21 protein-coding genes and 1 tRNA gene are annotated in these 23891 nt (G+C 47.3%); 11 read left to right on the plus strand and 11 right to left on the minus strand.

Annotated elements, in window-relative coordinates; translation table 11 throughout:
* Positions 1–59 precede the first annotated feature (59 nt).
* The 3 genes from hemH (at position 60) to nadE (ending at position 3643) form a co-directional block, all read left to right on the plus strand.
* Positions 60–1106: a ferrochelatase gene (gene hemH / locus K0H59_RS09080; protein WP_220055299.1), complete on the plus strand. Its 1047-nt coding sequence runs from the start codon at positions 60–62 to the stop codon at positions 1104–1106.
* A 190-nt stretch (positions 1107–1296) separates the two neighbouring features.
* Positions 1297–2601, plus strand: a complete 1305-nt coding sequence (locus tag K0H59_RS09085; protein ID WP_220055300.1) for an inosine/guanosine kinase — start codon at positions 1297–1299, stop codon at positions 2599–2601.
* Positions 2602–2812: 211 nt separating this feature from the next.
* The gene (gene nadE, locus K0H59_RS09090; RefSeq protein WP_220055301.1) at positions 2813–3643 is read left to right on the plus strand and encodes an ammonia-dependent NAD(+) synthetase; all 831 of its coding nucleotides are present in this window, start codon (positions 2813–2815) and stop codon (positions 3641–3643) included.
* A 126-nt stretch (positions 3644–3769) separates the two neighbouring features.
* Here nadE and K0H59_RS09095 read toward each other — a convergent pair whose 3' ends face one another.
* The gene (locus K0H59_RS09095; RefSeq protein WP_220055302.1) at positions 3770–4291 is read right to left on the minus strand and encodes a DUF6942 family protein; all 522 of its coding nucleotides are present in this window, start codon (positions 4289–4291) and stop codon (positions 3770–3772) included.
* A gap of 164 nt (positions 4292–4455) precedes the next feature.
* Here K0H59_RS09095 and K0H59_RS09100 point away from each other — a divergent pair, with 164 nt between their 5' ends.
* Positions 4456–5922 carry a carboxylesterase gene (locus K0H59_RS09100; protein ID WP_220055303.1) on the plus strand — a complete coding sequence of 489 codons (1467 nt, stop codon included), beginning with the start codon at positions 4456–4458 and terminating at the stop codon, positions 5920–5922.
* On the opposite strand, the gene K0H59_RS09105 is transcribed toward K0H59_RS09100, so the two are convergent.
* Positions 5919–8099, minus strand: coding sequence for a diguanylate cyclase (locus K0H59_RS09105; RefSeq protein WP_220055304.1), 2181 nt, complete (start codon positions 8097–8099; stop codon positions 5919–5921). The genes K0H59_RS09100 and K0H59_RS09105 overlap by 4 nt on opposite strands.
* A 361-nt stretch (positions 8100–8460) precedes the next feature.
* Between K0H59_RS09105 and K0H59_RS09110 the strand changes: the two genes are divergently transcribed.
* Positions 8461–8537: transfer RNA gene (locus K0H59_RS09110), tRNA-Pro, on the plus strand.
* A gap of 147 nt (positions 8538–8684) precedes the next feature.
* Here K0H59_RS09110 and K0H59_RS09115 read toward each other — a convergent pair.
* Positions 8685–9872: a recombinase gene (locus K0H59_RS09115; RefSeq protein WP_220055305.1), complete on the minus strand. Its 1188-nt coding sequence runs from the start codon at positions 9870–9872 to the stop codon at positions 8685–8687.
* A 181-nt stretch (positions 9873–10053) separates the two neighbouring features.
* Here K0H59_RS09115 and K0H59_RS09120 point away from each other — a divergent pair, with 181 nt between their 5' ends.
* Positions 10054–10557: a hypothetical protein gene (locus K0H59_RS09120; RefSeq protein ID WP_220055306.1), complete on the plus strand. Its 504-nt coding sequence runs from the start codon at positions 10054–10056 to the stop codon at positions 10555–10557.
* A 308-nt stretch (positions 10558–10865) separates the two neighbouring features.
* On the opposite strand, the gene K0H59_RS09125 is transcribed toward K0H59_RS09120, so the two are convergent.
* Together K0H59_RS09125 and K0H59_RS09130 are read right to left on the minus strand one after the other, a co-directional pair.
* Positions 10866–11816 carry a GGDEF domain-containing protein gene (locus tag K0H59_RS09125; protein ID WP_220055307.1) on the minus strand — a complete coding sequence of 317 codons (951 nt, stop codon included), beginning with the start codon at positions 11814–11816 and terminating at the stop codon, positions 10866–10868.
* 196 nt (positions 11817–12012) lie between these two features.
* The gene (locus K0H59_RS09130; RefSeq protein WP_220055308.1) at positions 12013–12879 is read right to left on the minus strand and encodes a LysR family transcriptional regulator; all 867 of its coding nucleotides are present in this window, start codon (positions 12877–12879) and stop codon (positions 12013–12015) included.
* Positions 12880–12979: 100 nt separating this feature from the next.
* Here K0H59_RS09130 and K0H59_RS09135 point away from each other — a divergent pair, with 100 nt between their 5' ends.
* Positions 12980–14092 carry an NADH:flavin oxidoreductase/NADH oxidase gene (locus K0H59_RS09135; RefSeq protein WP_220055309.1) on the plus strand — a complete coding sequence of 371 codons (1113 nt, stop codon included), beginning with the start codon at positions 12980–12982 and terminating at the stop codon, positions 14090–14092.
* Positions 14093–14231: 139 nt separating this feature from the next.
* On the opposite strand, the gene K0H59_RS09140 is transcribed toward K0H59_RS09135, so the two are convergent.
* Both K0H59_RS09140 and K0H59_RS09145 read right to left on the minus strand, forming a co-directional pair.
* Positions 14232–16022 (minus strand): DUF3413 domain-containing protein, encoded by a 1791-nt coding sequence (locus K0H59_RS09140; RefSeq protein ID WP_220055310.1) that lies wholly within the window; start codon positions 16020–16022, stop codon positions 14232–14234.
* 66 nt (positions 16023–16088) lie between these two features.
* Positions 16089–16307: a YejL family protein gene (locus tag K0H59_RS09145; RefSeq protein ID WP_011622981.1), complete on the minus strand. Its 219-nt coding sequence runs from the start codon at positions 16305–16307 to the stop codon at positions 16089–16091.
* A 77-nt stretch (positions 16308–16384) separates the two neighbouring features.
* On the opposite strand from K0H59_RS09145, the gene yejK reads away from it, so the two are divergent.
* Entirely contained in the window at positions 16385–17413 is a 1029-nt protein-coding gene (yejK, locus tag K0H59_RS09150; RefSeq protein WP_011622980.1) for a nucleoid-associated protein YejK, read from the plus strand.
* Positions 17414–17551: 138 nt separating this feature from the next.
* Here the strand turns inward: yejK and K0H59_RS09155 are convergent, their stop codons facing one another.
* Entirely contained in the window at positions 17552–18553 is a 1002-nt protein-coding gene (locus tag K0H59_RS09155) for a cytochrome-c peroxidase (RefSeq protein WP_220055311.1), read from the minus strand.
* 579 nt (positions 18554–19132) lie between these two features.
* Between K0H59_RS09155 and K0H59_RS09160 the strand changes: the two genes are divergently transcribed.
* A complete protein-coding gene (locus tag K0H59_RS09160; protein WP_086904215.1) occupies positions 19133–20008 on the plus strand; it encodes a 6-carboxytetrahydropterin synthase in 876 nt (291 codons plus the stop codon).
* 66 nt (positions 20009–20074) lie between these two features.
* Positions 20075–20995 (plus strand): M23 family metallopeptidase, encoded by a 921-nt coding sequence (locus tag K0H59_RS09165; RefSeq protein WP_220055312.1) that lies wholly within the window; start codon positions 20075–20077, stop codon positions 20993–20995.
* A gap of 81 nt (positions 20996–21076) precedes the next feature.
* Here K0H59_RS09165 and K0H59_RS09170 read toward each other — a convergent pair whose 3' ends face one another.
* The 3 genes from K0H59_RS09170 to K0H59_RS09180 form a co-directional block, all read right to left on the minus strand.
* Positions 21077–21337 (minus strand): DUF5062 family protein, encoded by a 261-nt coding sequence (locus K0H59_RS09170; RefSeq protein ID WP_011626406.1) that lies wholly within the window; start codon positions 21335–21337, stop codon positions 21077–21079.
* Between the two features lie 236 nt (positions 21338–21573).
* Entirely contained in the window at positions 21574–22182 is a 609-nt protein-coding gene (locus K0H59_RS09175) for a VOC family protein (protein WP_220055313.1), read from the minus strand.
* Between the two features lie 81 nt (positions 22183–22263).
* Complete coding sequence (locus K0H59_RS09180; protein WP_220055314.1) at positions 22264–22779, minus strand: murein L,D-transpeptidase family protein; 516 nt, start codon at positions 22777–22779, stop codon at positions 22264–22266.
* 157 nt (positions 22780–22936) lie between these two features.
* Between K0H59_RS09180 and K0H59_RS09185 the strand changes: the two genes are divergently transcribed.
* On the plus strand, positions 22937–23806 hold the full coding sequence (locus K0H59_RS09185) for an ion transporter (RefSeq protein WP_220055315.1): 870 nt from the start codon (positions 22937–22939) through the stop codon (positions 23804–23806).
* Positions 23807–23891: the final 85 nt, after the last annotated feature.

Consider the following 23891-nt stretch of genomic DNA (forward strand, 5'->3'; position numbering starts at 1 on the left):
AACAAGTTCTCATATTAGGAAAAAGCCTGCTATTGTAGGCTTTTTTTATTGGCGACCGAATGTTAGCCTGCCGAGGTATTTGGCTGATAAAAGGTAACACATTGACTTCTCCCTCTCCTGCGTTTGGCGTGTTATTGGTCAATCTCGGCACGCCCGATGAACCCACTCCCAAAGCGGTTAAGCGATTCCTCAAACAGTTTTTAAGTGATCCTCGGGTCGTCGATTTGTCCCCTTGGCTGTGGCAGCCGATTTTGCAGGGGATTATTCTTAACACCCGACCCGCCAAGGTGGCCAAACTTTATCAGAGCGTGTGGACGGAGCAGGGCTCACCGCTGATGGTGATAAGTGAGCAGCAGGCGCAAAAATTAGCCACGGATCTGAGCGCGACCTTTAATCAAACCATTCCGGTAGAACTCGGCATGAGCTATGGCAATCCTTCGATTGAGAGCGGCTTTGCCAAACTCAAGGCCCAAGGCGCCGAACGTATCGTGGTGCTGCCGCTGTATCCGCAATATTCCTGCTCAACCGTCGCCAGTGTGTTCGATGCGGTGGCGCAGTATTTTACCCAAGTGCGTGACATTCCTGAGCTGCGTTTCAGCAAACAGTATTTTGACCACGAAGCCTATATCGCGGCCTTAGCGCATTCAGTGAAACGCCATTGGAAAACCCACGGGCAGGCCGACAAGTTGATTCTTTCCTTCCACGGTATTCCGCTGCGGTATGCCACCGAAGGCGATCCCTATCCTGAGCAGTGCCGCGCGACGGCCAAGTTACTGGCGCAGGCGCTGGAATTAACCGACGGACAATGGCAAGTGTGTTTCCAATCCCGCTTCGGCAAAGAAGAGTGGTTAACGCCCTATGCCGATGAGCTGCTGGCCGATTTACCCCGCCAAGGCGTGAAAAGTGTCGACGTGATTTGCCCTGCCTTTGCCACCGATTGCCTTGAAACCTTAGAAGAAATTTCCATTGGCGGTAAAGAGACTTTCCTGCATGCGGGCGGCGAGGCCTATCACTTTATTCCCTGTTTAAATGATGATGAGTTCCATATCGAGCTGCTCAGGCAATTGGTGCAAGAACAAGCTCAACCTTGGATACGCGCAGAGTGACGGTAAATTTCTCCGGTTGAAACCGAAACACGGCCTAGTTTCATGCTGATTTTATGGTAGAATCTGCGCCCTTTGTGGCTCGGGAGTGGATTTTTTATCTCTCTAGCCTAGACTCATTATTTTTAGGACACGATGAGCCAACGCTCGTTGTAATGCCCATTAGCATGGATGCCAGGAAAAGAGAGCCACTATGAAGTTTCCCGGTCAGCGCAAATCGAAACATTATTTCCCGGTCAAAACCCGTGACCCACTGCTTGAGCAATTAACCCAGCAACCTCAACCCTTTGCGACTTATGTCAGCGGTATCGATCAAACCCTAGTGGATATTGAAGCCAAGGTTGAGGATGAGTTGCTCAGCCGTTATGGTTTACCTAAGGGCAATTCGACCCTGATCAATGACGAGCAAGCGCATGCCCTGTATACCGAGCTGAAACAACAAGGTTTGATCAGCGATGAGTTTGCGGGTGGCACTATTGGTAACACAGTGCACAATTATTCTATTTTGGCCGATGACCGCTCAGTGCTATTTGGAGTGATGAGCCAAAATATCGAAGTCGGCAGCTACGCCTACCGTTATCTTTGTAACACTTCTTCTAAGGTTGACCTTAACTTCCTGCAACCCGTCGATGGCCCTATCGGCCGTTGTTTTACGCTGATTTCCGATTGTGGTGAGCGTACCTTTGCGATCAGTAAAGGGGCGATGGACAAGTTAACCCCAGAATACATTGATAAAGACGTAGTGCAGGGTAGCTCTGCCTTGGTATTAACCGCCTATTTAATGCGTGCCAGCGACGGCGACAGGATCACCGATGCGGCCATGTGCGCAATTGAATATGCCAAAGCCGCCGAAGTCCCTGTGGTATTGACCTTAGGCACACGTTTCTTAATCGAAGAAGATCCGGTTTGGTGGCAAAACTTTATCCAAGAGCATGTGACCATTTTGGCGATGAACGAAGATGAAGGTGAGGCCTTAACCGGATTTCGCGATCCGCTGCTTGCCAGCGAAAAAGCCCTCGAGTGGTGTGATATGGTGTTAACCACTGCAGGCCCCATCGGGCTTTACACCGCAGGTTATACCGATGATGCCGAAAAGCGTGAAACCAGCCATACACTGCTGCCCGGTGCTATCCCCGAATTTAACCGTTATGAGTTCTCGCGTCCTAAGCTGAAGCGTGACTGCGAAAACCCGATTAAAGTGTTTGCCCATATTTCGCCTTACATGGGCGGCCCAGAGAAAATCGGTAACACTAACGGTGCTGGTGATGGCGCGTTGTCGGCGTTATTGCACGATTTGGCGGCCAATACCTTCCACAAGACCAATGTGCCAGGCTCAAGCAAGCACAAGCGTGATGGTTTGTGTTATTCGTCATTCTCGCAAATTTGTAAGTACGCTAACCGCGTGGCTTACGAGGTGTTGGCGCAGCATAGTCCGCGTCTCTCCCGCGGTTTACCTGAGCGTGAAGACAGCTTAGAAGAATCCTACTGGGAAAGATAAGTCAGTACTGACTTGAGTAAATAAGGGCAATCGCGGCAAACCGTTATTGCCCTTGTTGTTTTTTTGGGATAGATGAAAACTTGAGCCAATGACGTTTTCTCAACAATTAACCCTGTAGATGTTAATTTTTGCTACAGGCAGACCCGAATAAATGATAACGTTAGCCGAATCACTGCTCCCAATAACAGCGAATATTAAGGTGGAATTTTCGGTGAAAGCGCAGATCTTAACAGAAATGAAGGTACTCAAGACAATCGATCCTGAGTTCGAAGTGCAGCGCCGTGTGGCGTTTATTAAATCTAAACTGCAAGCAGCCCGCAGCAAAGCCTTGGTCCTTGGGATCAGCGGTGGTGTGGATTCGTCGACAGCGGGGCGTTTATGCCAGTTGGCCGTTGATAGCCTCAATAGCGAGTATCCTGACGGCGGTTATCAGTTTATTGCGGTGCGCTTACCCTATCAAATTCAAAAAGATGAGCACGAAGCTCAGCAAGCTTGCCAATTTATTCAGCCGACCAAATTAGTCACCATCAATGTGCATCAAGGGGTCGATGGTGTGCATCAGGCGACTTTAACTGCCTTTGTCGAAGCGGGATTGCATTCACCGGATGCGGCAAAAGTTGATTTTATTAAAGGTAACGTGAAAGCGCGCATGCGCATGATTGCCCAATATGAGTTAGCCGGTTTAGTGGGCGGGCTTGTGGTGGGGACAGACCACAGCGCCGAGAATATCACCGGTTTTTATACCAAATGGGGTGATGGCGCCTGCGATCTTGCGCCTTTATTTGGCCTTAACAAACGCCAAGTACGTCAAGTTGCGGCATATTTGGGCGCGCCAGAGTCCTTAGTTTATAAAGCGCCAACCGCGGATTTGGAAGACAATCAACCGCTACTGGAAGATGAAGTCGCGCTCGGCCTGACCTACGAGCAAATCGATGATTTCCTTGAAGGGAAAGAAGTCGGCAAGGATGTTGAAGAAAAACTTATCAATATCTACAAGGCCACGCAGCATAAGCGTCAACCTATCCCCACTATTTACGATTAATTAAGACGGTTATCGTTTGAACATTAACGAAAAGCACCCTAATGGGGTGCTTTTTTTTATGTGCGAAATTAATGCTATCTCGCCAAATTGAATCGAGCCTATTTGGATCAAGCTGAGTCCTATTCTTTAGCTTTGTTTCGCTTGGAGATGGTTACGCGTCAGGGCAATCAAAGCGTTTGAGTATTGGCGATAGTCTAAATAAGGCGTGAGCAGTACACAGCTTGAGAGTGGAGACTGCGACTGCATCATTGCCGTGACGTCTTGCAGTTTACCTTGGGAGTCGTGCATTAATTGCTGTTCGGTTGTTTGCAACGCGTCAGTAGCGATATGGTTATCGGCTGCAATCCCTAATGCCATGGCGGCAGCTTGCCCACAGACAATATGAATCTTGGCATGAGGCGAGAGGGTATTGGCACCTATTAGCAGCATTTGCCGCTGTTTGAGTAATAAGTTGTCGCGATAATCGCGCCAATCCTCTCCGGGCGCGCAAAATTTTGCCAGAATTGTGAAGATCTTACGCCAGTGATTGCCATTTAAGGCGATGAGTTCTGCTATCGCGTTATCTTGCTCCCAATGCCAATCTTCAGGCAAGAGTGGGGGATTGGGGAGATAAAACGCATAGGTCGCTGCGGCTGGGCCAATATGCATAACAGTCGAATATGGGAATAAAAGTGGGGTGGATTTTACCCTAACTTAGGAATACAGCCGAAACTAAATTGTCGCGAGATCAAATCTTAAATATGAAAGTTGAGGTTTTTTTTTATCTAACCTTATAATCTGATTGCGCATTTTATGGGATCCAAGGGACGAGAATGAAAGCCATCATCATAGGCTCAACCAAGCATTTATTTTTCGCGGCATTTTATGCCTGTTTGGGGATCGCCGTCGCCCTGTTGGTGACAGGCATACATTTTCTCAATGCCAGACCCGATCTCTCCCTTTGGCACACTACTGAGCTTAAAAACGAGTTTCGCTACAACACTAAATTAGACAAATTCAGTGATTACATCGCCTTAGAAGATAAGTTATTTGCCGAAGTGGACAATAAAGTGCTTAAAAAAGTCTCGGCGACGGATGCTTCACCCGTGAATCGTTATGTTAAAAATAGCCTGTCGGATCCTGCCCGTTGGCCTCATAACTGGAATCGCACCTTCGAGTGGCCTAAGGCCAATGCGCCCTTTGGCGTACTGTTGCTCCATGGTATGTCCGATTCGCCCTATGCCATGTCCAATGTGGCAGCACATTTTAAGGGTAAAGCCCATGTACTTGGCTTAAGACTCCCAGGCCATGGCACCATTCCAAGTGGTTTAACGAGCCTCTACTGGCAGGACTTAGCCGCCGCGATGAATTTGGCAACGGCACATATGAAACAAGAGCTTAAAGGTAAACCGCTGTTTGTGATTGGTTTTTCAACGGGCGCCGCGGTAGCGCTTAACCATGAGTTAGAACTTATTAATCAGGAGAAAGATCCCGATTATGCGGGAATGATTTTTATGTCGCCCGCTATTGGGCTTGCACCGATTGCGGCTGCTGCCCGTTGGCAAAGCTGGGTTGGCCGTTTACTCGACTTAGATAAGTTGCAGTGGAACAGTATTCAAATGGAATACGATCCCTTTAAATACACCTCTTTTGCGGTGAACGCGGGTGATGTGGTCTACCAATTAGCGCTGCGTAATCAAAGTCTATTAAGTGGGTTAACGCCTGCACAACGTGAGCATATTCCTGACATATTAACCTTTCAATCCGTTGCAGATGCGACGGTTTCAAGCGCCGCGGTGGTGAACCTGCTTTACCAAGTGCTGCCCGAGAAAGGCCATGAGTTAGTGTTGTTTGATATGAACCGTACCGTGATCAACAGTAAATTGATGGCAAATGATCCGTTGCTAGCGTTATTACCGGCATCCTCTGACACTATCCATTACCGTGGCACCTTGATTGAAAATCAGGATAGCGAGACGACTCAGGTTCAAGCGCGGGAGTTTGGTCTTATGCCTCAAGATAATAGTGTACCAGCGCTGAAAAGCGTATCTTTGCATTGGCCTGCGGGGGTGTATTCTCTGTCCCATGTGGCCTTACCCTTTAATGAAGATGATGGATTATACGGCATTAAAACCAATGAAAAATTACACCGGATCCAAATTGGCGCTGCATCATCCCGTGGCGAGCGTGGAGTGTATAGCGTGCCCGCTGCGGAAATGTTACGCCAAAAATGGAATCCGTTTTTCCCCTATATGCTGACGCGAATTGACCAATATCGCGCCGCGCATATGCCCGATTAAACTGTGACTAGGGTGCAAACCACGCAGTTTCGCCCTTGTTCCTTAGCCTTATACAGGTTCTCATCCGCCTGTTTTAACCAAACTTCAAGCGTTGAGCTGTAAGCGGCATCGGCAATGATGGCGCCTATGCTGACTGTGACGCTAAAAGTGACTTGATCGGCCGGGTTCGTAATCACCACGCTGGCGAGTTTTTCGCGGAAGCCATTAAGATGTTGCTCAACTTTCAAGGTATTACACATAGGTAATATCAAGACAAACTCTTCACCGCCATAACGACACAGCAAATCGACATCACGCTTAAAGTGACTCGTTAACACTTCTGCCATCACCCGTAGGCATTCATCGCCCGCCAGATGGCCGTAGGTGTCATTCACTTTTTTAAAGAAGTCGAGGTCGAGCAATACCACTGCAATGGCATCTTGGCCCCGCTCACACAAGTCTTGAATTTTCAGGAATTGCTTTTCGGTATAACGTCGATTGTACAAATTGGTGAGGGAATCCCGCTCGGCCATATCCTTGAGTTTTCGGTTAGCGATTTCCAAGTCCATCGTGCGCTGTTTTACTTTATCCTCTAACTCGAGTTGATAACTGAGCAGTGCTTGCTGATTGGCTTCTAAGCTCTCGTACAGGCTATAGATTTCCTTTGGCGTACTGTTATCGAGCAGCTCATGTTCAAATTTTTCCTCATTGATACTGCCGTCTTTCTTTTGGCTAAAATGTTGCGCCAGTAAGGCGAGGGGAGTAGTCGTTAAACGGCTGATTGCTTTGGCGATAATAATGGCGCCGACCATACTGAGTAACAGTAGCACTATGGTCTTAGTATATTGCTCTTGGGCTAAGGTCAGCAGGGGGACAAACGGCTCAACCACATACAAATGCCAGCCATTTTTGAGTTTATGGTGGGCGTAAATATATTCAGGCGTTTCGGTATCCTCCTGATTGATATTCATCAGCTGTAATCGCGTGCGATACTCAGTGCTACCCGTGACATAGTTGAAAGGGGTTAAGGGCTGTAGACCGAGTCTTTCCGAGGCGTAAACAATATTTTTCTTCTCATCCAATAAGATAATGGATTGCGTCTCATGGTGTTGATTTTGCTTATCAATATTGGAGAAGTAACTTAAATCGAGACTGCCCTCAACAATGCCAATCGCAGTTTTAGACTCCTCTTTAAAGATCGGGGCACTGATGGCGATGATGATGTCCTTGCCGAGCCCACGGCCAATAAATACCGGCGAGACAAAGGTGTTATGGTGAATAAAAGCTTGGATAAAGTAATCCCTATCTAGCACATTCACTTTTTGTGGTAACAGCTTAACTTGGTTAAGTTTCTCAAGTGGGCTGCCCGCCACTATGTCGCCATCCTCATTGGCGATAAACATAGTCGTAAAACTGGGGGTTAACCCTTGAACACTATCGAGGACGAGTTGCCATTGTTCTAAAGGCAAACCCGATATGCTGATAAATTTACCTATGCTGGCAATAGTACGGGTGTTAGTGCTGATATAAGTTTCGGTGGCGTGGCCTAAGGAGATCCCTGTGTCATTGAGGTTTTGATTAATCAACACCTGTTGTTTATCCATAAAATAATGATTAAACACGAGGGATGAGGTCAGTAAGCTGATGGTGGTAATCAAAATAAACAGATAGCTAAGCTGGGCACTCATGGTTCGGCGAGTATGGTTTACCAGCTTATCTTTTAAGTGCCACAAACTGGGGAGTGCCACCACGCAAAGCTCACCTAAGGTAGTGTAGAAAATGCCATTAAAAGCTTGTTTTACCGTGGTAAAGGGAATGTGGTAAGTCGGCATCCCCGTGATTAACCACAGGTATAAGCCCATTAATGGCAAGCCTAACAACAGCCAATAACAAATGCTGGCGTAGAGTATGGGAAAGTCTCTGCGCCGCGCAAACCCCAACCACAGCGCCTCAAGCAAAAACACCAGATACACGTGGGCACTGGACCAAGCCAACATCAAACCCGTTGCCGTAAATAGGGCTGTAAACAGGGCATACCAAGGCCCGAGTAAGATGGCCACAATCACCACCGCCGCGTTGCCTAAAATAAGCTGGACGTTGGCAAAGAGTGGAATAGGGTAGATGTTGAGCACTAAACCCAGTAGGCCGAGAAAGGTGGCTAACTTTAGATGGGCAATATTCAGAGCTGATACACGCAAAGATAAGTCCCTTTAGTCAAAATTATGCTTAAAAAGCAATCGATTGCACTGAAACTATAAATTATATCTAGCTTAGCAGAAGTTTCTTAATTTGATATTGAACAGGTGACTTAAGTTTGGCCTTAGCTCACAGTCTGGCATTCACCATGGTTTTACCTGCTAGCGGCTATATGGTTTCTGGCAAAAATTCGCCACACAGACCAGAAACTAAGCAGTTGATCAAACTCATCTCACTAAGCACTTGCACAGAGGCGAGGCAATTGCTAAAGTCTGGCTCACTTAAGGTGAACCCCACTCAATAGCATCTTAAGTAACAAGTGCTTAAGCTTATCTAAGATAATTTATTTAAGCACGATATTTTCGGTATGTAGCGCAGCCCGGTAGCGCACTGTCATGGGGTGTCAGGGGTCGGAGGTTCGAATCCTCTCATACCGACCAAATTCATAAACAATAAAGCCAGCAATCTTAATCAGTTGCGGGCTTTTTTGTATCTGCTTGTTTATGTCAGGGTGGACTAACGGGGGACTAATGGGGGACTAACGGATTTCCAAAAAACCTTCTTCCAATTAGTGCTTTGCCTTAGTTTTATTTATGGCTAATTTTAATCTCAGCGTGAGGTACTTCGGTCCATTGCAGATGATCCCGCACATAGATTTTGGTGGACTTAGCATCGGTGTGAGCCATCCGACCTTGAGGGTCAACACCCATATCAGAAAACAATCTGGCAGATAGCGCGCGGATCTCGTGGAAGGTTGGGCGCTGGCTCATTTCTAAATGGTCGCACAGACCTAGCTCATCCCTTAATGCCGAAAAGGCTCTGCTAAGGTAATTAGGATCAAGCTGATAGCGGTGGTCTGTGGCCACACTTTGCTTATTGAGTTTGTCAGGTCGGCGATGAACCACATAAGGGCAAAGTAACCCGTCGCGGCTTTTATCGATAATGGCCTTTAATACTTCACCAATCGGTATGGCTACATGGCTGGCTTCTTTTTCTTCTACCTTTTGGCGGTGAATAAATAGGGTGCCATAAATGCCATCCACAGGTTCATCAAACCATAGGCAACCGCATTGGCCGTCCTTAGGTTTTTTTATGCTGTATTTAATCCGCGACACTTCAAGGCGGGCTTGGGTCGATTGCAACGCAAGATCCATTGCTGTTTGTAACCACAATGGCGCCGCGGCATGGATTTGTTGATACACTTCAAAGCTGAGGCGTTGGCGTTCTTTGCCTTTGGTTTTACGCTTTTTCATCTTTCGAGAGGCCGGATTATCTAACATGATGGACTGGTCGATCGCGTAGTTAATCAGTTTCTCTAAGAACCCCAGCTTACGGTTATGCACATTGGGGCTGGCATCAGGATGATATTGGTTTAAATAGCCGTTGATATGCTCAAGGCTAATATCTTGGCTGCGAACCTCCGCAAAATAGGCTTTAACCCGTTCGGCATCGTTGCGCATGGTACTGGCCAGTTGTTTACTTGGCATTTCTTCTTTAAAGATCAGTTCTAACAGTCGGTCCACATGGCTGGCAAAGGACTGGCCATTAGCCAGAGGCGATTCACTCGAGGCCTCAATTAACTGATCCACACTTAGCCCAACAGTCGGTCGCATAATGCGGTTGTACTCAACCGCAATTTGAATCGCTTGCACCTTATCTTTACCGAGTGTTTTGCGAACACCATTTATTAACGTAAAGCGGTAAGTGCCCTTAGAACTATCAAACTTAAGGTACTGAGGCAGGCTTTTATTATGCGACTTTTTTGGGCGAACCATGTTAATTACCTTGAGGTATGATTTTCACACTGATTGAATGCACTCTAAGTGCAATTTGGCAAGAGTTTTATAAGGATATTGCTGATTATAAGAGGCTAATCGATACTGGAAATGAGTTGTATATTTTAGAACGTTTAGCCCATAATCCATATTACTACGAATATTTATTACGGGTATGCCTATGAAGTACTTAGTGGTTCTGTTATCAATTTTTACGTGTTGTTTTCCTTTTTTGGGGAATGCAACCACTTTCTCTCGGGATGAACAGTATATACGTTTGGATTTGGCTCCTTTATGTACAACAGATGGGCAAGTTACTCTTACTCTTACTAATGTATCAGGACAAAAGTTATTTGTAGACCCAAATATAGCTGAACCCGCATATTTTGATTTAGCTAGAGCAAGGATGTATCTAAGAAGTGTTAATGAGAATAGGCTTATTAGCCTGAGACCGTTAACTGAATATGTAAAAACTTCTGATTGGAATGTTTTGGCTGTAGGAGGTGTAATTACCTACCCAATTGATTTTACTAAGCATGTTGTTTTAGATACGACTAAGACCTATCGATCTGGTGCTGAAATTCGTATGCCAATACTTCTTGAGAATGGTCAAGAAGTTGTTGTAAAAATTGATTCAGCAATCCTTAATAAATATGTAGACATTCAACCTGATTGCTTTATTTAAATTTTGTATAAAGTAGGCTTTGTCATGTTTTAATTGTTGATATAGTGATTAAGTTACTATTTTCTGTCGATAAGTAGCTGTACATCGCTCAGGGGGTTGTTGGTAAGTTGTTAATTGTTGGGCTGTTTTAATTTTTTGTTGGATTTTTACAGAGTTTTGTTAATTTTAGTAAATGGTAATAATTTAGAGAAAAATATAGCTTTTAGGTATTCTTGTAAGTGTTAAATATACCCGCTATGTTTCTCTATATTGAGCATGATAATAGCCGCTAAACTATTTCTTAAATGGTTGAAATTTATCTACAGTGGCTATGCCGCATCACTGACTTGATTTCTACCTGCGCGCTTGGCTTGCATCATGGCCTGATCGGCATTATTGAATAGGGTTTCCAAGAGGGCTTGTGCCTCATCGGGATGATTGATTTGGGGCAAGCTTAAGGATGATATACCAAAGCTTGCGGTGCAGTGGATGCTGTAGCCATCAAGCTGTAGTGGCTGCGTATCAAACCCGTGGCGAATTGACTCCGCCACTTGCCATGCTTGTTCATGGTGAGTGTTGGGTAAAATCAGTCCAAACTCTTCGCCGCCTAAACGAGCAAGAATATCATTTGTTCTCAGTTTGGTTTGCGTCAATCTTGCGATATGGATAAGCGCCGCATCACCCATCGCATGGCCCCAGCGGTCGTTAATCCGCTTAAAGTGATCAATATCGAACATGATAAAGGCCAGTGGTTGTGCTGTTTGCTGCGCAACTTGGCGACCGAGATTGAAAAAAGCCCGGCGATTATAGAGCTGAGTCAGTTCGTCAGTGTCGGCAAGACGCTCGGCCGTGGATTTTGCCTCTATCAGCGCTTGCTCCATTTGTTTGCGTTCGGTGATATCGGTGGCGATTTCGATTCTAACTAATCGGCCATCGGTCCAATGAATGGCTTGATCGCGACATTGGTACCAACGGCCATTTTGGGTATTTTGAAACTCCCACACATGGACGCCTGCAGGATTTCCCTTTTCATCCAATAGTTTAGGGTTAGTACAAAATTGACAAGGGGAGTGTTGTGCCGATTGCAGCACTTGATAGCACTTTTTACCCTTTGCCTCCCCCCAAACCGATACACCGTAGTCATTGAGATAGAGTAAATCATAGGTATCTAAATCAGAGACATATACCAGCGCATCGAGACTATTTAAAATAGTATCAATGGCTTGACTATGGTTGGTATCGGAACCCGTTTCGGCGTGTTGTGGGGCAATTTTTGTCATTGTTCGCAGCCGTGCAATTAAAGGGAGTACTAACAACATGGAGTACTATTTATAGATGCTAATATAACCTATAAATATAAATCTGTCCGATATTCAATTAATTATGTTGTTATAAAATGGCTAGATTTCTATTACTAGGCATTCACTTTGCCCCTTTAACGCCTTTCGCCGTGACATTTCAACCTGTCAGTTTAGGTTAAATCTGACTTTTTAAGTAAGCGATAGCCGTTTGTGCCCGGCGGGACAAAGGCCACTCAGCTCTGTGGATCAGCCAAATGGTGTCCACGACTTGGCTTCCACACTCAACCACATAGATTTCCTCTTGCCGTTCAAAGGCCTTACGGGCATAGCGAGGGATCACGGTAAAGCCGAGTCCCTTAGCGACGGGTTCCAAGATTAAGCTTATCTGATTGATAAAACCTTTACAGCGGATCTCTTGGATGCCAGGACTTCCCGGATATTTGCGGCTCAATAAACGGGTGGCCATGGCTTCGCCATCGGGGTGGGAGATAAATCCGAGGCGCTGCAAATCTTGCCAACTGGTAATTTTCTGCCCCGCAGGCACAACCAACTCGAGGGGTTCTTCGGTAAAATGGCTACTGCAAATACTGGGATCCGACGGCTTAAACGTCACCATCCCCAGCTCATGTTGATTAGCGAGAATGGCGGAGAGGATTTCATTATCGGGGGCAAAACGATGATGAATTTTTAGCTGCGAAAACGCCGTTTGTAGCTGTAAAAGCAAGGGGTAGAGGGTTAAGCCAATACTGCCAGGGGTGATAAGGCTAATCTCGCCAATATGGGCATCGTCTTGAATGAGTTTTTGCTGTAATCGCTTCTCGGCGCAGTCTATATCGTTGACGTAACTCAACAAATGCTCACCAATGGGAGTGATTTCGAGTTGGCGGCTACGGCGCAAAAATAGGGTGCCGTACTCTTCCTCTAAGCGACTGATATGCTGGCTGACCGCGGCTTGGGTGATACCTATGGCTTCGGCCGTGCGGGTAAAGTTTCCCTTTTCCACTAACACTGCAAAGGTATTGAGCCATTGTGGATTTATCATAACGAAATCTTATAGAACCTATAATATGGTGATGCTTTTAATTATGGCACGTTCGTTTTAGTCTGTCCTCATCTAGTTAACCCATGGTTAGGACTGTCAGATGACCCAGCTATTTTCTCCTTTCAGATTAAAAGATATCACGCTTAAAAACCGCATTGCCGTGGCGCCTATGTGCCAGTATCAGGCTCTCGACGGACTGAGTAACGATTGGCATCAAGTACATTACACTAGCCTAGCTCGCGGCGGCGCAGGCTTAGTGGTGGTTGAGGCGACCGCCGTATCGCCAGAGGGGCGGATCACCCCGCGCTGTTTAGGATTGTGGAACCAGGAACAAGCGGCAGGCTTAGCCAACATCGCTTCGGCGATTAAAGGCGCTGGCGCGGTGGCGGGGATCCAAATCGCCCATGCTGGTCGCAAAGCCAGTGCCAACATTCCTTGGGAAGGGGATGACCATATTGAGGGTGAGCAAGGCTGGCAAACATTGTCGCCATCGGCCGTGGCATTTGGTGCTAACCTTGGCAAAGTACCAACAGCCATGACGATTGACGATATTCAACGTGTGAAAGCCGATTTCGTGGCGGCGGCCAAACGGGCGCTTGAGGCTGGGTTTGAATGGTTAGAGCTGCACTTTGCCCACGGCTATTTAGCGCAAAGCTTCTTCTCGACCTATGCCAACCAACGTACCGATGAATACGGTGGTGATGCACAAGGGCGAGGCCGTTTTCTTATCGAGACGGTTGAGGCGGTGAGGGCGGTTTGGCCTGAGCATTTACCGTTAACGGCCCGCTTTGGTGTGATTGAATTTGATGATAAAGACGAGCAAACCCTGAGTGAGTCCATCGCCTTGGTGAAGCAATTTAAGCGCGCTGGTCTCGATATGCTTAACGTCAGTATTTGTTTTTCAACACCTACGGCCAATATTCCTTGGCGCCCGGCCTTTTTGGCGCCTATTGCCGAGCGAGTGCGTCGGGAAGTGGGTTTCCCGGTGGCAACGTCATGGGGCATGGATAATCCTCACCACGCAGAGCAAGCGATTCAAGATCAGCAAATGGATTTAGTGATGATAGGTAAAGCATTTTTGGCTAACCCTCACTGGCCTTATCAAGCGGCACAAACCTTAAAGGTTTCGCGTCCATCTTGGGTGTTACCTTCATCCTACGCCCATTGGTTAGAGCGTTATTCCACCGTGAAGGCGGAATCATCCATAGATTGAGCTAGTTCTTAGCCAAATAAAAAGCCCCACGATAAAGTGGGGCTTTTTAATTATTGTTTATTTTTTCTCGTTTTAAACCCAAGCTTTACTGGGAGCAAAAACGACCTGTAACGATTGGCTAGCTTATTGACCTCTCTACTTAATGATTATAGAGGCGGCGGCCCTCTCGCATCACTTGGATAAGCTCAGGCGCACTCATCTTCTTATGCAGTCTGTGTTCAAAGTTTTCATCGTAAATACGGTATTTACCATGGCGGTCGATGACGGTGATTTCCGACTGTTGATAAATGGCAAAAATTCGACTGTCACCGATGTAAATCCAGGTCTCTTGACTCGGTTGCAGCAGGCTACGGCCCGCGCTGTAGTCCGTGGTGTTATTGGTGCAACCTAAGATATGGGTCATCAAGGTTGGCACTACGCCATAGTGACTGGTGCGGTATTTAACCTTACTGGCACCGACATTCGGCCAATGAATGACCATAGGCACTCTGACACTCTCGGGTGACAAATTGCGCTGGGCTTCATCGCTGTTGCTGGTAAATATCTTGCCGTTGACACCAGTGATCACCACTAAGGTGTCGCTCGGCAACTCACTCACTATCGCTTGGATTTGCTTATCAATAAAATTCAATGATTGGCGATATTGGTTAAACAGCACCTTTTGTGCGGGTTTCAAATTGGCATCGGCCTTAACGGTTTCGATACCAAGGAAGCCGACTGGGGTATCAAAATTCTCTGGTGCCTTCAGGTTGACGAGGGCAAACCAGGGACCCTGCTGCTCGCTTTGCCACTGCTTAAAGTGGCCAACGCTGCGTAAATCCGCATCGGCACTGCCATTGGTTTCTTTGGCGATGACGGGGGTAAAGTCATTAAACATGGCCTGCGCGGAGCGTAAATTCAGATTGGTTTCTGGGATAAATAAGCCAAGCTGATAAGCCGCCTGTCTAAAGCTTTGGGTCATGATTGGGCTAGTGCTATTGAAGATGCGCGCATCGCCATAGCTGCCTTGCAAGCCATAGAGCAGGGAGAACATGCCGGTTCTAAATTGATTGCCGCCACTGTAATGCTGGGTAAAGCTCTGATTCTGCTCAGTGTATTGATGCAAAAACGGCATAGTCTTAGCATCCACCATGTCGGCACGTAAGCTGTCGATGGTCAACATTAACACATTGGGTTTGCTGTCGGCTTGACACTGTAGTGGCTGCGTGGGGTAACTGAGCGTGCTGGTCGCATGATTGGCTTCATCATCCGATTGTGAAGAGCCATCAATCCCATGGCTTTCCATAAAGGAGCGCGCAGTGGCAGGGTACGACAGTGGATAAGTATCATCGAAACGGGTAATTTCGGTGATATCGGCCGCGTCGGCCCAAATGTGGATCAAATGGCTGCTGACAAAACACACCCCAATTAGGGTAATAACCTTATTGCCAAGATTTAGCTTTTGGATTTTCTCAATCCGTTTCCACAGGAAGTTGGCCGCCGTTAGCTCAATCACCAAAATGGCGATGGGCGTGACAATATAAGAGGTACCGTGGAGCAGGGCATTTAAATCGGCCCAGGCTAAGTCGAAGGCGAAGGGGCTCAAGTGCATGCCATAATCGGCATACACTATGGTGTCATACAGTAAGATACACAGGCTTAAGGTGGCGATAACTGCCGCTAAGCCCCTTAAAATCTTGGAATAAGGCAAGATTAAGGTCAGCGGGAATAGGCAGATCAAGTAGGCGATAAAAGCAAGAAAACTGAACTGGCCAATGGTGCTGACGGCGAGGTAGCCCCAGCCAAACCAAGTTTCGGGATAACCCACACTGCTCAGATAGCGTGTGCCGACAATCATGGCTAACAGGCCATTAAAGAAGGCGAACCAATGTCCCCAGTTGATGAGTCGTGACACGCGATCGCGGCTCATTTGCTTTTTTCGCTCGACCATAGTGATCCGCTTATTCCTAAAAGACGTTGTATCTTATGTTGTTTTAACGATTGTTACTCGACTAACTTAATTGGATTTCACCGATTGTGCGAGTGCTTTCGCAAATTGTTCAGCTACCGCTTGGCGAGATTCGCTTGGCACTTTGCGCTCGAGCAGGTGAGTGACACAGTTGCCCAGCGCCATCAGGCTTAAGTCAGTAGGGGCTTTGTGCTTTTCGAGTACCGCTAAAATCTCGGCGATTAATGATTCAACTTGTGCGTTTGAGTATTTCGATTGGATTGCCATAATCAAAAAATGTTTCACTTTGGAATGGATTAGCGGCATATAATAGCGGATTTATTCCAGCATCACTATCAGGGCTTATGAGTATTAACATCGAACAAGCAATTATTCACGAGATTTCCCAGGACAGTCAGGGGCAATTACGCTGCCGTTTACGTCCTCAACCTCTGCTGAACAGTCAGGCTGTCGAGATGATGCTGGAAGAATTGCATCAGACTTATACCAGCAAATCCGGCAAAGGATTTGGCTATTTTGGTATCCATGGTGATGACGGTGAGGCTAATCCTGCCTTTTCTAACGCGCTGCAGGAATACCGTGCAGGGGATTTAGGCTTCGTCGAATTTACCGGCCAAGCCAGTAAGTTGTTGCAGGAAGAGTTGGCAAAATATGATTTTAGCCAAGGCGGATTCCTGTTGATGTCCTGCTATACCAGTATGGCGAGTGACTTTTTGTTTGTGGCGCTGTTGAGTGCCAAATCATCGATGACGGTACTCGATGATATGGAACTGTCGCAAAACAACCACTTAGATTTAAGCAATATTCAATTAGCGGCGCGTATCGATCTTACCGAATGGCAGGCCGATAAGGACTCTCGCAAGTACATCTCCTTCATCCGTGGACGTGCTGGCCGTAAGGTGGCGGACTTTTTCCTCGACTTTATGGGCTGTGTCGAAGGCGTGAATACCAAGGCGCAAAATAAGACCCTAATGAATGCGGTGGAAGATTTTGTTGCCAGCAGCGATCTGACCAAAGAAGAACGTCAGCAATGCCGTAACAAAGTGTTTGAGTATTGCTCAGAGCGTTTCGACGAAGGTGCCGACATTGAGATCAAAGATTTAGCCGATGAACTCGCCGACCAAGGTATGGAGTCTTTCTATGACTTTGCCCGTGGCGGCAGTTATGAGTTGGATGAAGAATTTCCCGCCGATAAATCGACCTTAAGACAATTGAAGAAGTTTTCGGGTACTGGTGGCGGCGTCACCATTAGCTTCGATGGTGGCCATTTAGGGCAGCGAGTGATTTACGATCCGATTTCCGACACGCTCTTGATTAAAGGCGTGCCCGCTAACCTAAAAGACCAGTTAGATAGACGTCTTAAGGGCGAATAAGCCGCTAGGGATATTATCGCTTAAGCTTTAAGCGTCCGCTTTTTAAGCATCCAGTATTGAACAAAAAGGCCGAGGATGAATCCTCGGCCTTTCTCTTTTGCGCGAAAGCGACTTATCTGAAGTGCCGTTTAGCTCGACCTACTTGGTCGCTGCCGCAAATGGCACTGGGCGTGGTGTTGCTTTATTCGACGGTGGCAGGATTGGTAGGGTGATCTGCGGCTGTTCACCCGTGAGTGAATTTAAGAAGGCCACCATTTCCTTAGTTTCTTTGTCGGTAAGCCTTTGTCCTAACTGAATATCCGCCATGGTATTGACCGCTTCTTCAAGCGTCCAAACACTGCCATCGTGGAAGTAGGGATAGGTGAGCTCGATATTGCGCAGCGTTGGTACTTTAAACACATATTTATCGGCTTCTTTGCCCGTCACGCCTTTACGCCCTTCGGCAGGATTATTGGTGTGGAACGGTTTGATGAGGCCCATCTTCATAAACATAGTGCCACCGACCGCTGGGCCGTTGTGGCAGCTGACGCAGCCTTTGTCCTTAAACAGTTGGTAACCGGCTTTGGCTTCGCTGCTAATCGCATCCTGTTTACCCAATAAATATTGATCGAAGGGGCTATTCGGCGTGACTAAGGTTTTTTCGAAGGCGGCAATGGCATCGGTTAAACGATCGATATCGACTTTTTCATCACCGTAGACCTTAGCGAAGCGAGCGCGGTATGCGGGCATCGAGGCAACGGTTTCGGTGGCGAGTTCATGGGTAAAGCCCATTTCCTTCGGATTGGCAATCGGACCTGCGGCTTGTTCTTTTAAGTCGCTGGCGCGACCATCCCAGAATTGCGCCAGCATAAAGTCGGCGTTCAGCACGGTTGGGGAGTTAATTGGACCCTCTTGCCAATGGTGGCCAATCGATGTAGGCAGGGCATCCACGCCACCGGTGGAAAGATTGTGGCAAGAATTACAGGAGATAAAGCCTGATTTCGACAGTCTAGGTTCGAAAAACAGCATCTTACCCAGCTCGACTTTTTCTGGCTCAGTGATTTTAGCAGGCGTAATCACTTCAATCGGTTCGGCAGCAACGGCGTAGTGTCCGCCTAACATGGCCATAATACTGATCGCAATAGCGGTGAGTTTTATCATCTGGTCTCTCCCTTATTAACCTTGTTTTGTGTGTGGTTTATAGGGCGATACTAACGGCTTAATCGCCTTAGAGATAACGCCTTGTTTCGATTGGGTCTATCGCAGTTGTGGATTAGATTTTTGTGAGCTAATTCGCTGTTTTTGTTTGATTATCTCGATAGTGTGAGTGGCGTTTCGTTTAGCAATTCACCTGCTAATCGCGAGTATCTATTAACCAGCCAATATTTACCCTCGTCTATTCATCGCTATTGATCAGATGTGACCCTTGACGGGCTTATCGAGATGTTTCCGCGCGCAAGGGATGGGCGAGTGGCGTAAGAGCATTTTGCTTTTTGCTTACTCAGCCATTCAATTAGCCATTGAATTGGTTAACTCATGCGCGCAGCTTGTGCATTTGTTGTGTCATACAGATAAAAAGCGCCTAACAGTGGATTCATTTGTCGCGGGGCGAGGCAGAATTGATTAGAATCCTTATTTACTGTTTGGGTAAGCTTGGTTATGGCCAAGTGAGCGTGCTCGGCCATCGCTAAGTGGCGCAATCCCTATTTAGGCGGACTGTTTTTCTGCCGAGGAGAGTCAATGCAACTGTTTGTTAAAGATTTAACCGTGATCGATTTTTCCTATCTTTGCCCAAAGCGTGGCATGGTGGGGGAAAGCTGGATTGTCGATGTGGTATTAGAAGGCGGCCTAGACGAGCAAAATATGGTGCTCGATTTCGCTAAAGTGAAACGAACCATTAAACAGACAATTGATGCGGTGGCTGACCATCGTTTATTGGTGCCGACTGCGTACAGTGGCGTGCGTTGGCAGCAGCAAGGCGATCGGGTATGGATGGATTTCGATAGCGCACTCGGTGAGATCCACTTAGCTTGTCCTTCCCAAGCCTTTGCACTCGTTCCATCGGAACAGATTGATATTCCAAGCGTTAATGCCTTTTTGCAAAAAGCACTGCGGGAAACTCTGCCCGATAATGTCGAAGGTATTAGCCTCACCTTAAGACATGAGATCCTGAACTCGCCTTACTATCATTACAGCCATGGTTTACGTAAACACGATGGCAATTGCCAGCGGATTGCCCATGGTCATCGCAGCCCGGTTCAAGTGTTTGAGAACGGCATTCCGGCACCGAAATGGGATGAATATTGGGCCAAGCGTTGGCACGATATCTACCTCGGTAGCGAGGAGGATTTAGTGTCAGTGAAGACCTTAAACCTATCGCCACAAACGCGGATCAGTGATGACAGCCATTATGGCTTTCACTATCAAGCGCCGCAGGGGGATTTCCAACTGGCCATGCCCAAGGAATGTTGTGATTTGATCCCGCACGATACTACGGTTGAATTGCTGGCCGACTATATGGCGACCACCTTAGTGGCAAAAGTGCCTTCAAGCCAATTTACAGTGATTGCCTACGAAGGCGTGGGGAAAGGCGCCATCGTAAGTAAAGGCAATTAACCCGTCGATTTTTTATAACGCCCTAATCTTTAGGGCGTTATTGTTTGAATAAGGATTTTTGAGAAGATGCTAAACGCTTTACCTAATGCCCGACCTAAGTTGTTAAACACTTTGCCGAATACACCATCGCGCAGCTGTAAGGCGGTAGTTTTGTCGCTCTTAACCCTGTTTAGCTTATCGACTCAGGCGCAGGTCAGCTTTGAAGGGCAATTTGAGCAGGGCGCGTTAATTCGTGGTAAAGCGCCGGCGGGCACGCAGATAAGTCTTAATGGTGAGGCATTAAAAGTGACGCCAGACGGCCATTTTGCCTTTGGTTTTGATAGGGATGCGCAGTTGAGTCAAGAGCTACGCTTGGTCTATCCCGATGGCTTAACCGAAGTCAAACCGCTCAGTGTCACTAAGCGTGAATACAATATTCAGAGCGTTAGGGGCATCAGCAATAAGATCATGAAGCCCGATCCCGTGGCGCAGGAACGTGCCGCCAAAGATACGGCGCAGGTGAAAGCGGCCCGTGGTACTTTTAGCGAGCAAACGGCATTTTTACAGTCGTTTATTTGGCCATTAACCGGCAGGATCTCGGGCGTCTATGGCAGTCAGCGTATTTATAATGATGTGCCTGGCAACCCCCATTTTGGGGTGGATGTCGCCGCGAAAACCGGCACTGTGGTTGTCGCGCCCGCCGATGGCGTGATTAGCCTGTCGGTTCCCGATATGTTTTATTCGGGCGGCACTATGATCATCGACCATGGTTATGGCGTGAGTTCCAGCTTTTTGCACTTAAGCAAACTCTATGTGAATGCGGGCGAAACCGTTAAGCAAGGGCAAGCCGTGGCGGAAGTCGGCGCGACAGGGCGAGCGAATGGCCCGCATTTAGATTGGCGATTGAACTGGTATCAAATGCGCCTCGATCCGACAACCATAGTGCCATCTATGGCGACCGTGCTGGCGGCGGAAAAAGCACAGAAAGCGCAAAAAGTCGCGAAGTAAATCCCGCGACCATCTCTTAGCCTATCTCTTATTTCCTAACAGGGCGCCTAATCATTGGCGCCCTGTTTTATGCTTGAGCGCTTATTGCAATAACGGGTGATCGGTCGGCAGATGGCGGATGATCCACAGTACCAGCTTGTGCTTCATATTCGGGCCATCCTCCTTATCTTTGGCTAAGGGTTGGATCAAATTATCGGTCACTAACAGCCGATAAATACATTCCACTTTATCCTTGGGTGATACACCCTTATCAAAGTCGTCAAAACCACGCTTTTTGGCGTAGCCGATACCAATCTCCAAGGCGAGTTTGAGTAGCTGTGCTTCATGCTTGTGTGGTTTCATGCGCTGCGTCCTTATGGAAATCACGGGAAGCTTGCTGGCATTCCCGTGGTCGATAACACAAAAATCGATAAAACCTAATGGCGAATCAAAGCGTTAATAGTCATAAGCTAGACTATTTCTACCTTTATTGTTGCTGACTTTTTCTCAAACTGCCTGTTTTATACAAGCAATTGTCAGTAATTGGTATGGTGCTCACACTCTTCTCGAGAAGGGGCGCAAATGGATTGCAGTTTCCTCTACGCCTGTTCGCTGGCGATAACCGCTTTTATGCTGTGCGGGTGAATTTTGATACAGACATCGGCTTGTTTAAAGGCGATGGTGGGGTTGGCTAAGCGTTCTTTATCGCCCTTGGGCGAGCTGTATTTCACTTTTATCGGCGCTTCGGTTAAGGATGCCGTTCTCCCTTGGAGTAAGGGCGCAAGCGATGGGCACAACTGGGCTAGTTCTTGGCTTAGGCTGTCGCAGTCCTGTGCAGTGGATGGCTGTACCAGTTCGATATGTTCCCAACCTTCTTGGGGATAAAGGGTATCACCGGGATAGGGTAATTCGACGCAGTCGATGTTAAAGCTACCTAATATTAATGGCTTATCAAGTTCGATAATCAGGATAGTGCGGCCATTAATTTGATTATCCGAGATGATCCGCCCGCGTGCGTTAAAGGCCTGCTTGAGCGCATCGGCAGCAGCTATGCTGTTCACTCTCAAGGCGACATGATCGCAATGCAGGGCCTTGTCCGCTAAGCCTAATTGGTCGAGAAATGCGAGGATTTTCGCCTCAAACTCAGGCCATGTCTGTTCTAATGTGGCGTAGCTGAATACTTCAGCCTCTGTAGTGATTGTTGACATAAAACATCCTTAAAACGGGTACAAACAAAAACGCCCATTTGACTGGGCGTTGAGTCGCATAGGGCTAATCAAGCTTAGCGCTTAGGGCCAAATCTCGATGGGCGTGCCTTCATCAACGGCTTTCCACACTTCATCCATCTCGGCGTTGGTAATGGCGATACAACCGTCGGTCCAGTTGTATTGCTGTGCCTGCTCAGGCGAGAGAGGTGAACGTGGGTTCTGGCCGTGGATCATGATCATGCCACCCGGGCGGATCCCCAGCGCCTTGGCTCTTAACTTATCTTCTTCATTGGGATAAGAAATGTGGATCGACTTGTAATAGGCGCTATCGGATTTTTTATAGTCCAGAATATAACGGCCCTGCGGCGTACGTTGGTCGCCTTCAGTCAACTTGTGACCCGTCGGCAAGTCACCCATGGCAATACGGTATTGTTTGAGGATTTTGCCGTCCCTTAACAGCGCCATATTCGACTCAGACTTAGTGATCACCACTAAATCGACTTTACCTATACCCGATGAGGCGAGCACTTGGGGTGAAATCAGTGCGGCGAGAGTCAGGGCCACAGTAATTGTTTTAGTGAGTAGGGGTACGCGCATGTCTTCCTCTAAAAATGACACAGATATAGGTTTTTCGCGCATCATACCGCAATTTTATGTCTATGTGAGTAGATAATTTTGAGCTAGTGGCAATTGCATGGCAGACTTTGAGGATTTGGAAAAGATAACGCTTTTTATCGCAAGGAAGTTTTCCCCTATGTCAGATCTGTCGCCTGAAAAACCAGACACCGAAAGCCCCTTAAAACATCAGTTACGCACTATTATTTTTGGCACTGATACGCCCGCAGGACGCTACTTCGATATCGGCTTAATGGTCTGTATTGTGCTCAGTGTGGCGTTGGTGTTCCTCGATACGGTCGAAGCGGTTCATCAAGATTATGGGCACATCATTCGCGTTTTAGAGTGGGTATTTACGCTGATTTTTACCATTGAATATGGTTTAAGGCTGTATTGCGCGACCCATCCTGTGTTGTATGCCCGCAGCTTTTACGGTTTAGTGGATTTATTGTCGGTATTGCCGAGTTATTTGGCGCTGTTTATTCCAGGGGCGAATTTCACCTTAGTGATCAGGGTGCTGCGCCTCTTTAGGATCTTTCGGGTACTGAAATTACTGCGCTATTTAAGCGAAGGTAATCTACTGCTCAAGGCCATGCTGCAGTCGAGCCGCAAGGTGTTTTTGTTTTTCTTCTCGGTGAGTTTGATCATCATGGTGTTAAGTGCCGTGATGTATGTGGTCGAAGGCCCTGAGAATGGCTTTAGCTCTATCCCCAAATCCGTATACTGGACCATTGTGACAATCACGACTGTGGGTTACGGCGATATCACGCCAAAAACCGAATTAGGCCAAGCGATTGCGGCTTTTACTATGTTGCTGGGTTATTCGATTATTGCGATCCCAACGGGGATTTTAACCGCTGAAATCTCCCAAGAAGTGGGCCGACACAGGGATCTGCGTTCCTGCAACCAATGCCATAAGATGGGCCACGACCTCGATGCCACTTATTGTAATCGTTGCGGTTGTGAGCTGGATAAGCTCGAAGCGCCCCAAGGGAAAGGAGATAAGTAGCATCAAATGTAGGTTTCTTCATCCCTTAGTACGTTAACGGCACTAAGGGAGGAAGGATTAGAAGGGATGAGAAAGGACGAAGAGA

This window comes from Shewanella sp. FJAT-51649 (assembly GCF_019457435.1).
GTDB classification, from domain to species: domain Bacteria; phylum Pseudomonadota; class Gammaproteobacteria; order Enterobacterales; family Shewanellaceae; genus Shewanella; species Shewanella mangrovisoli.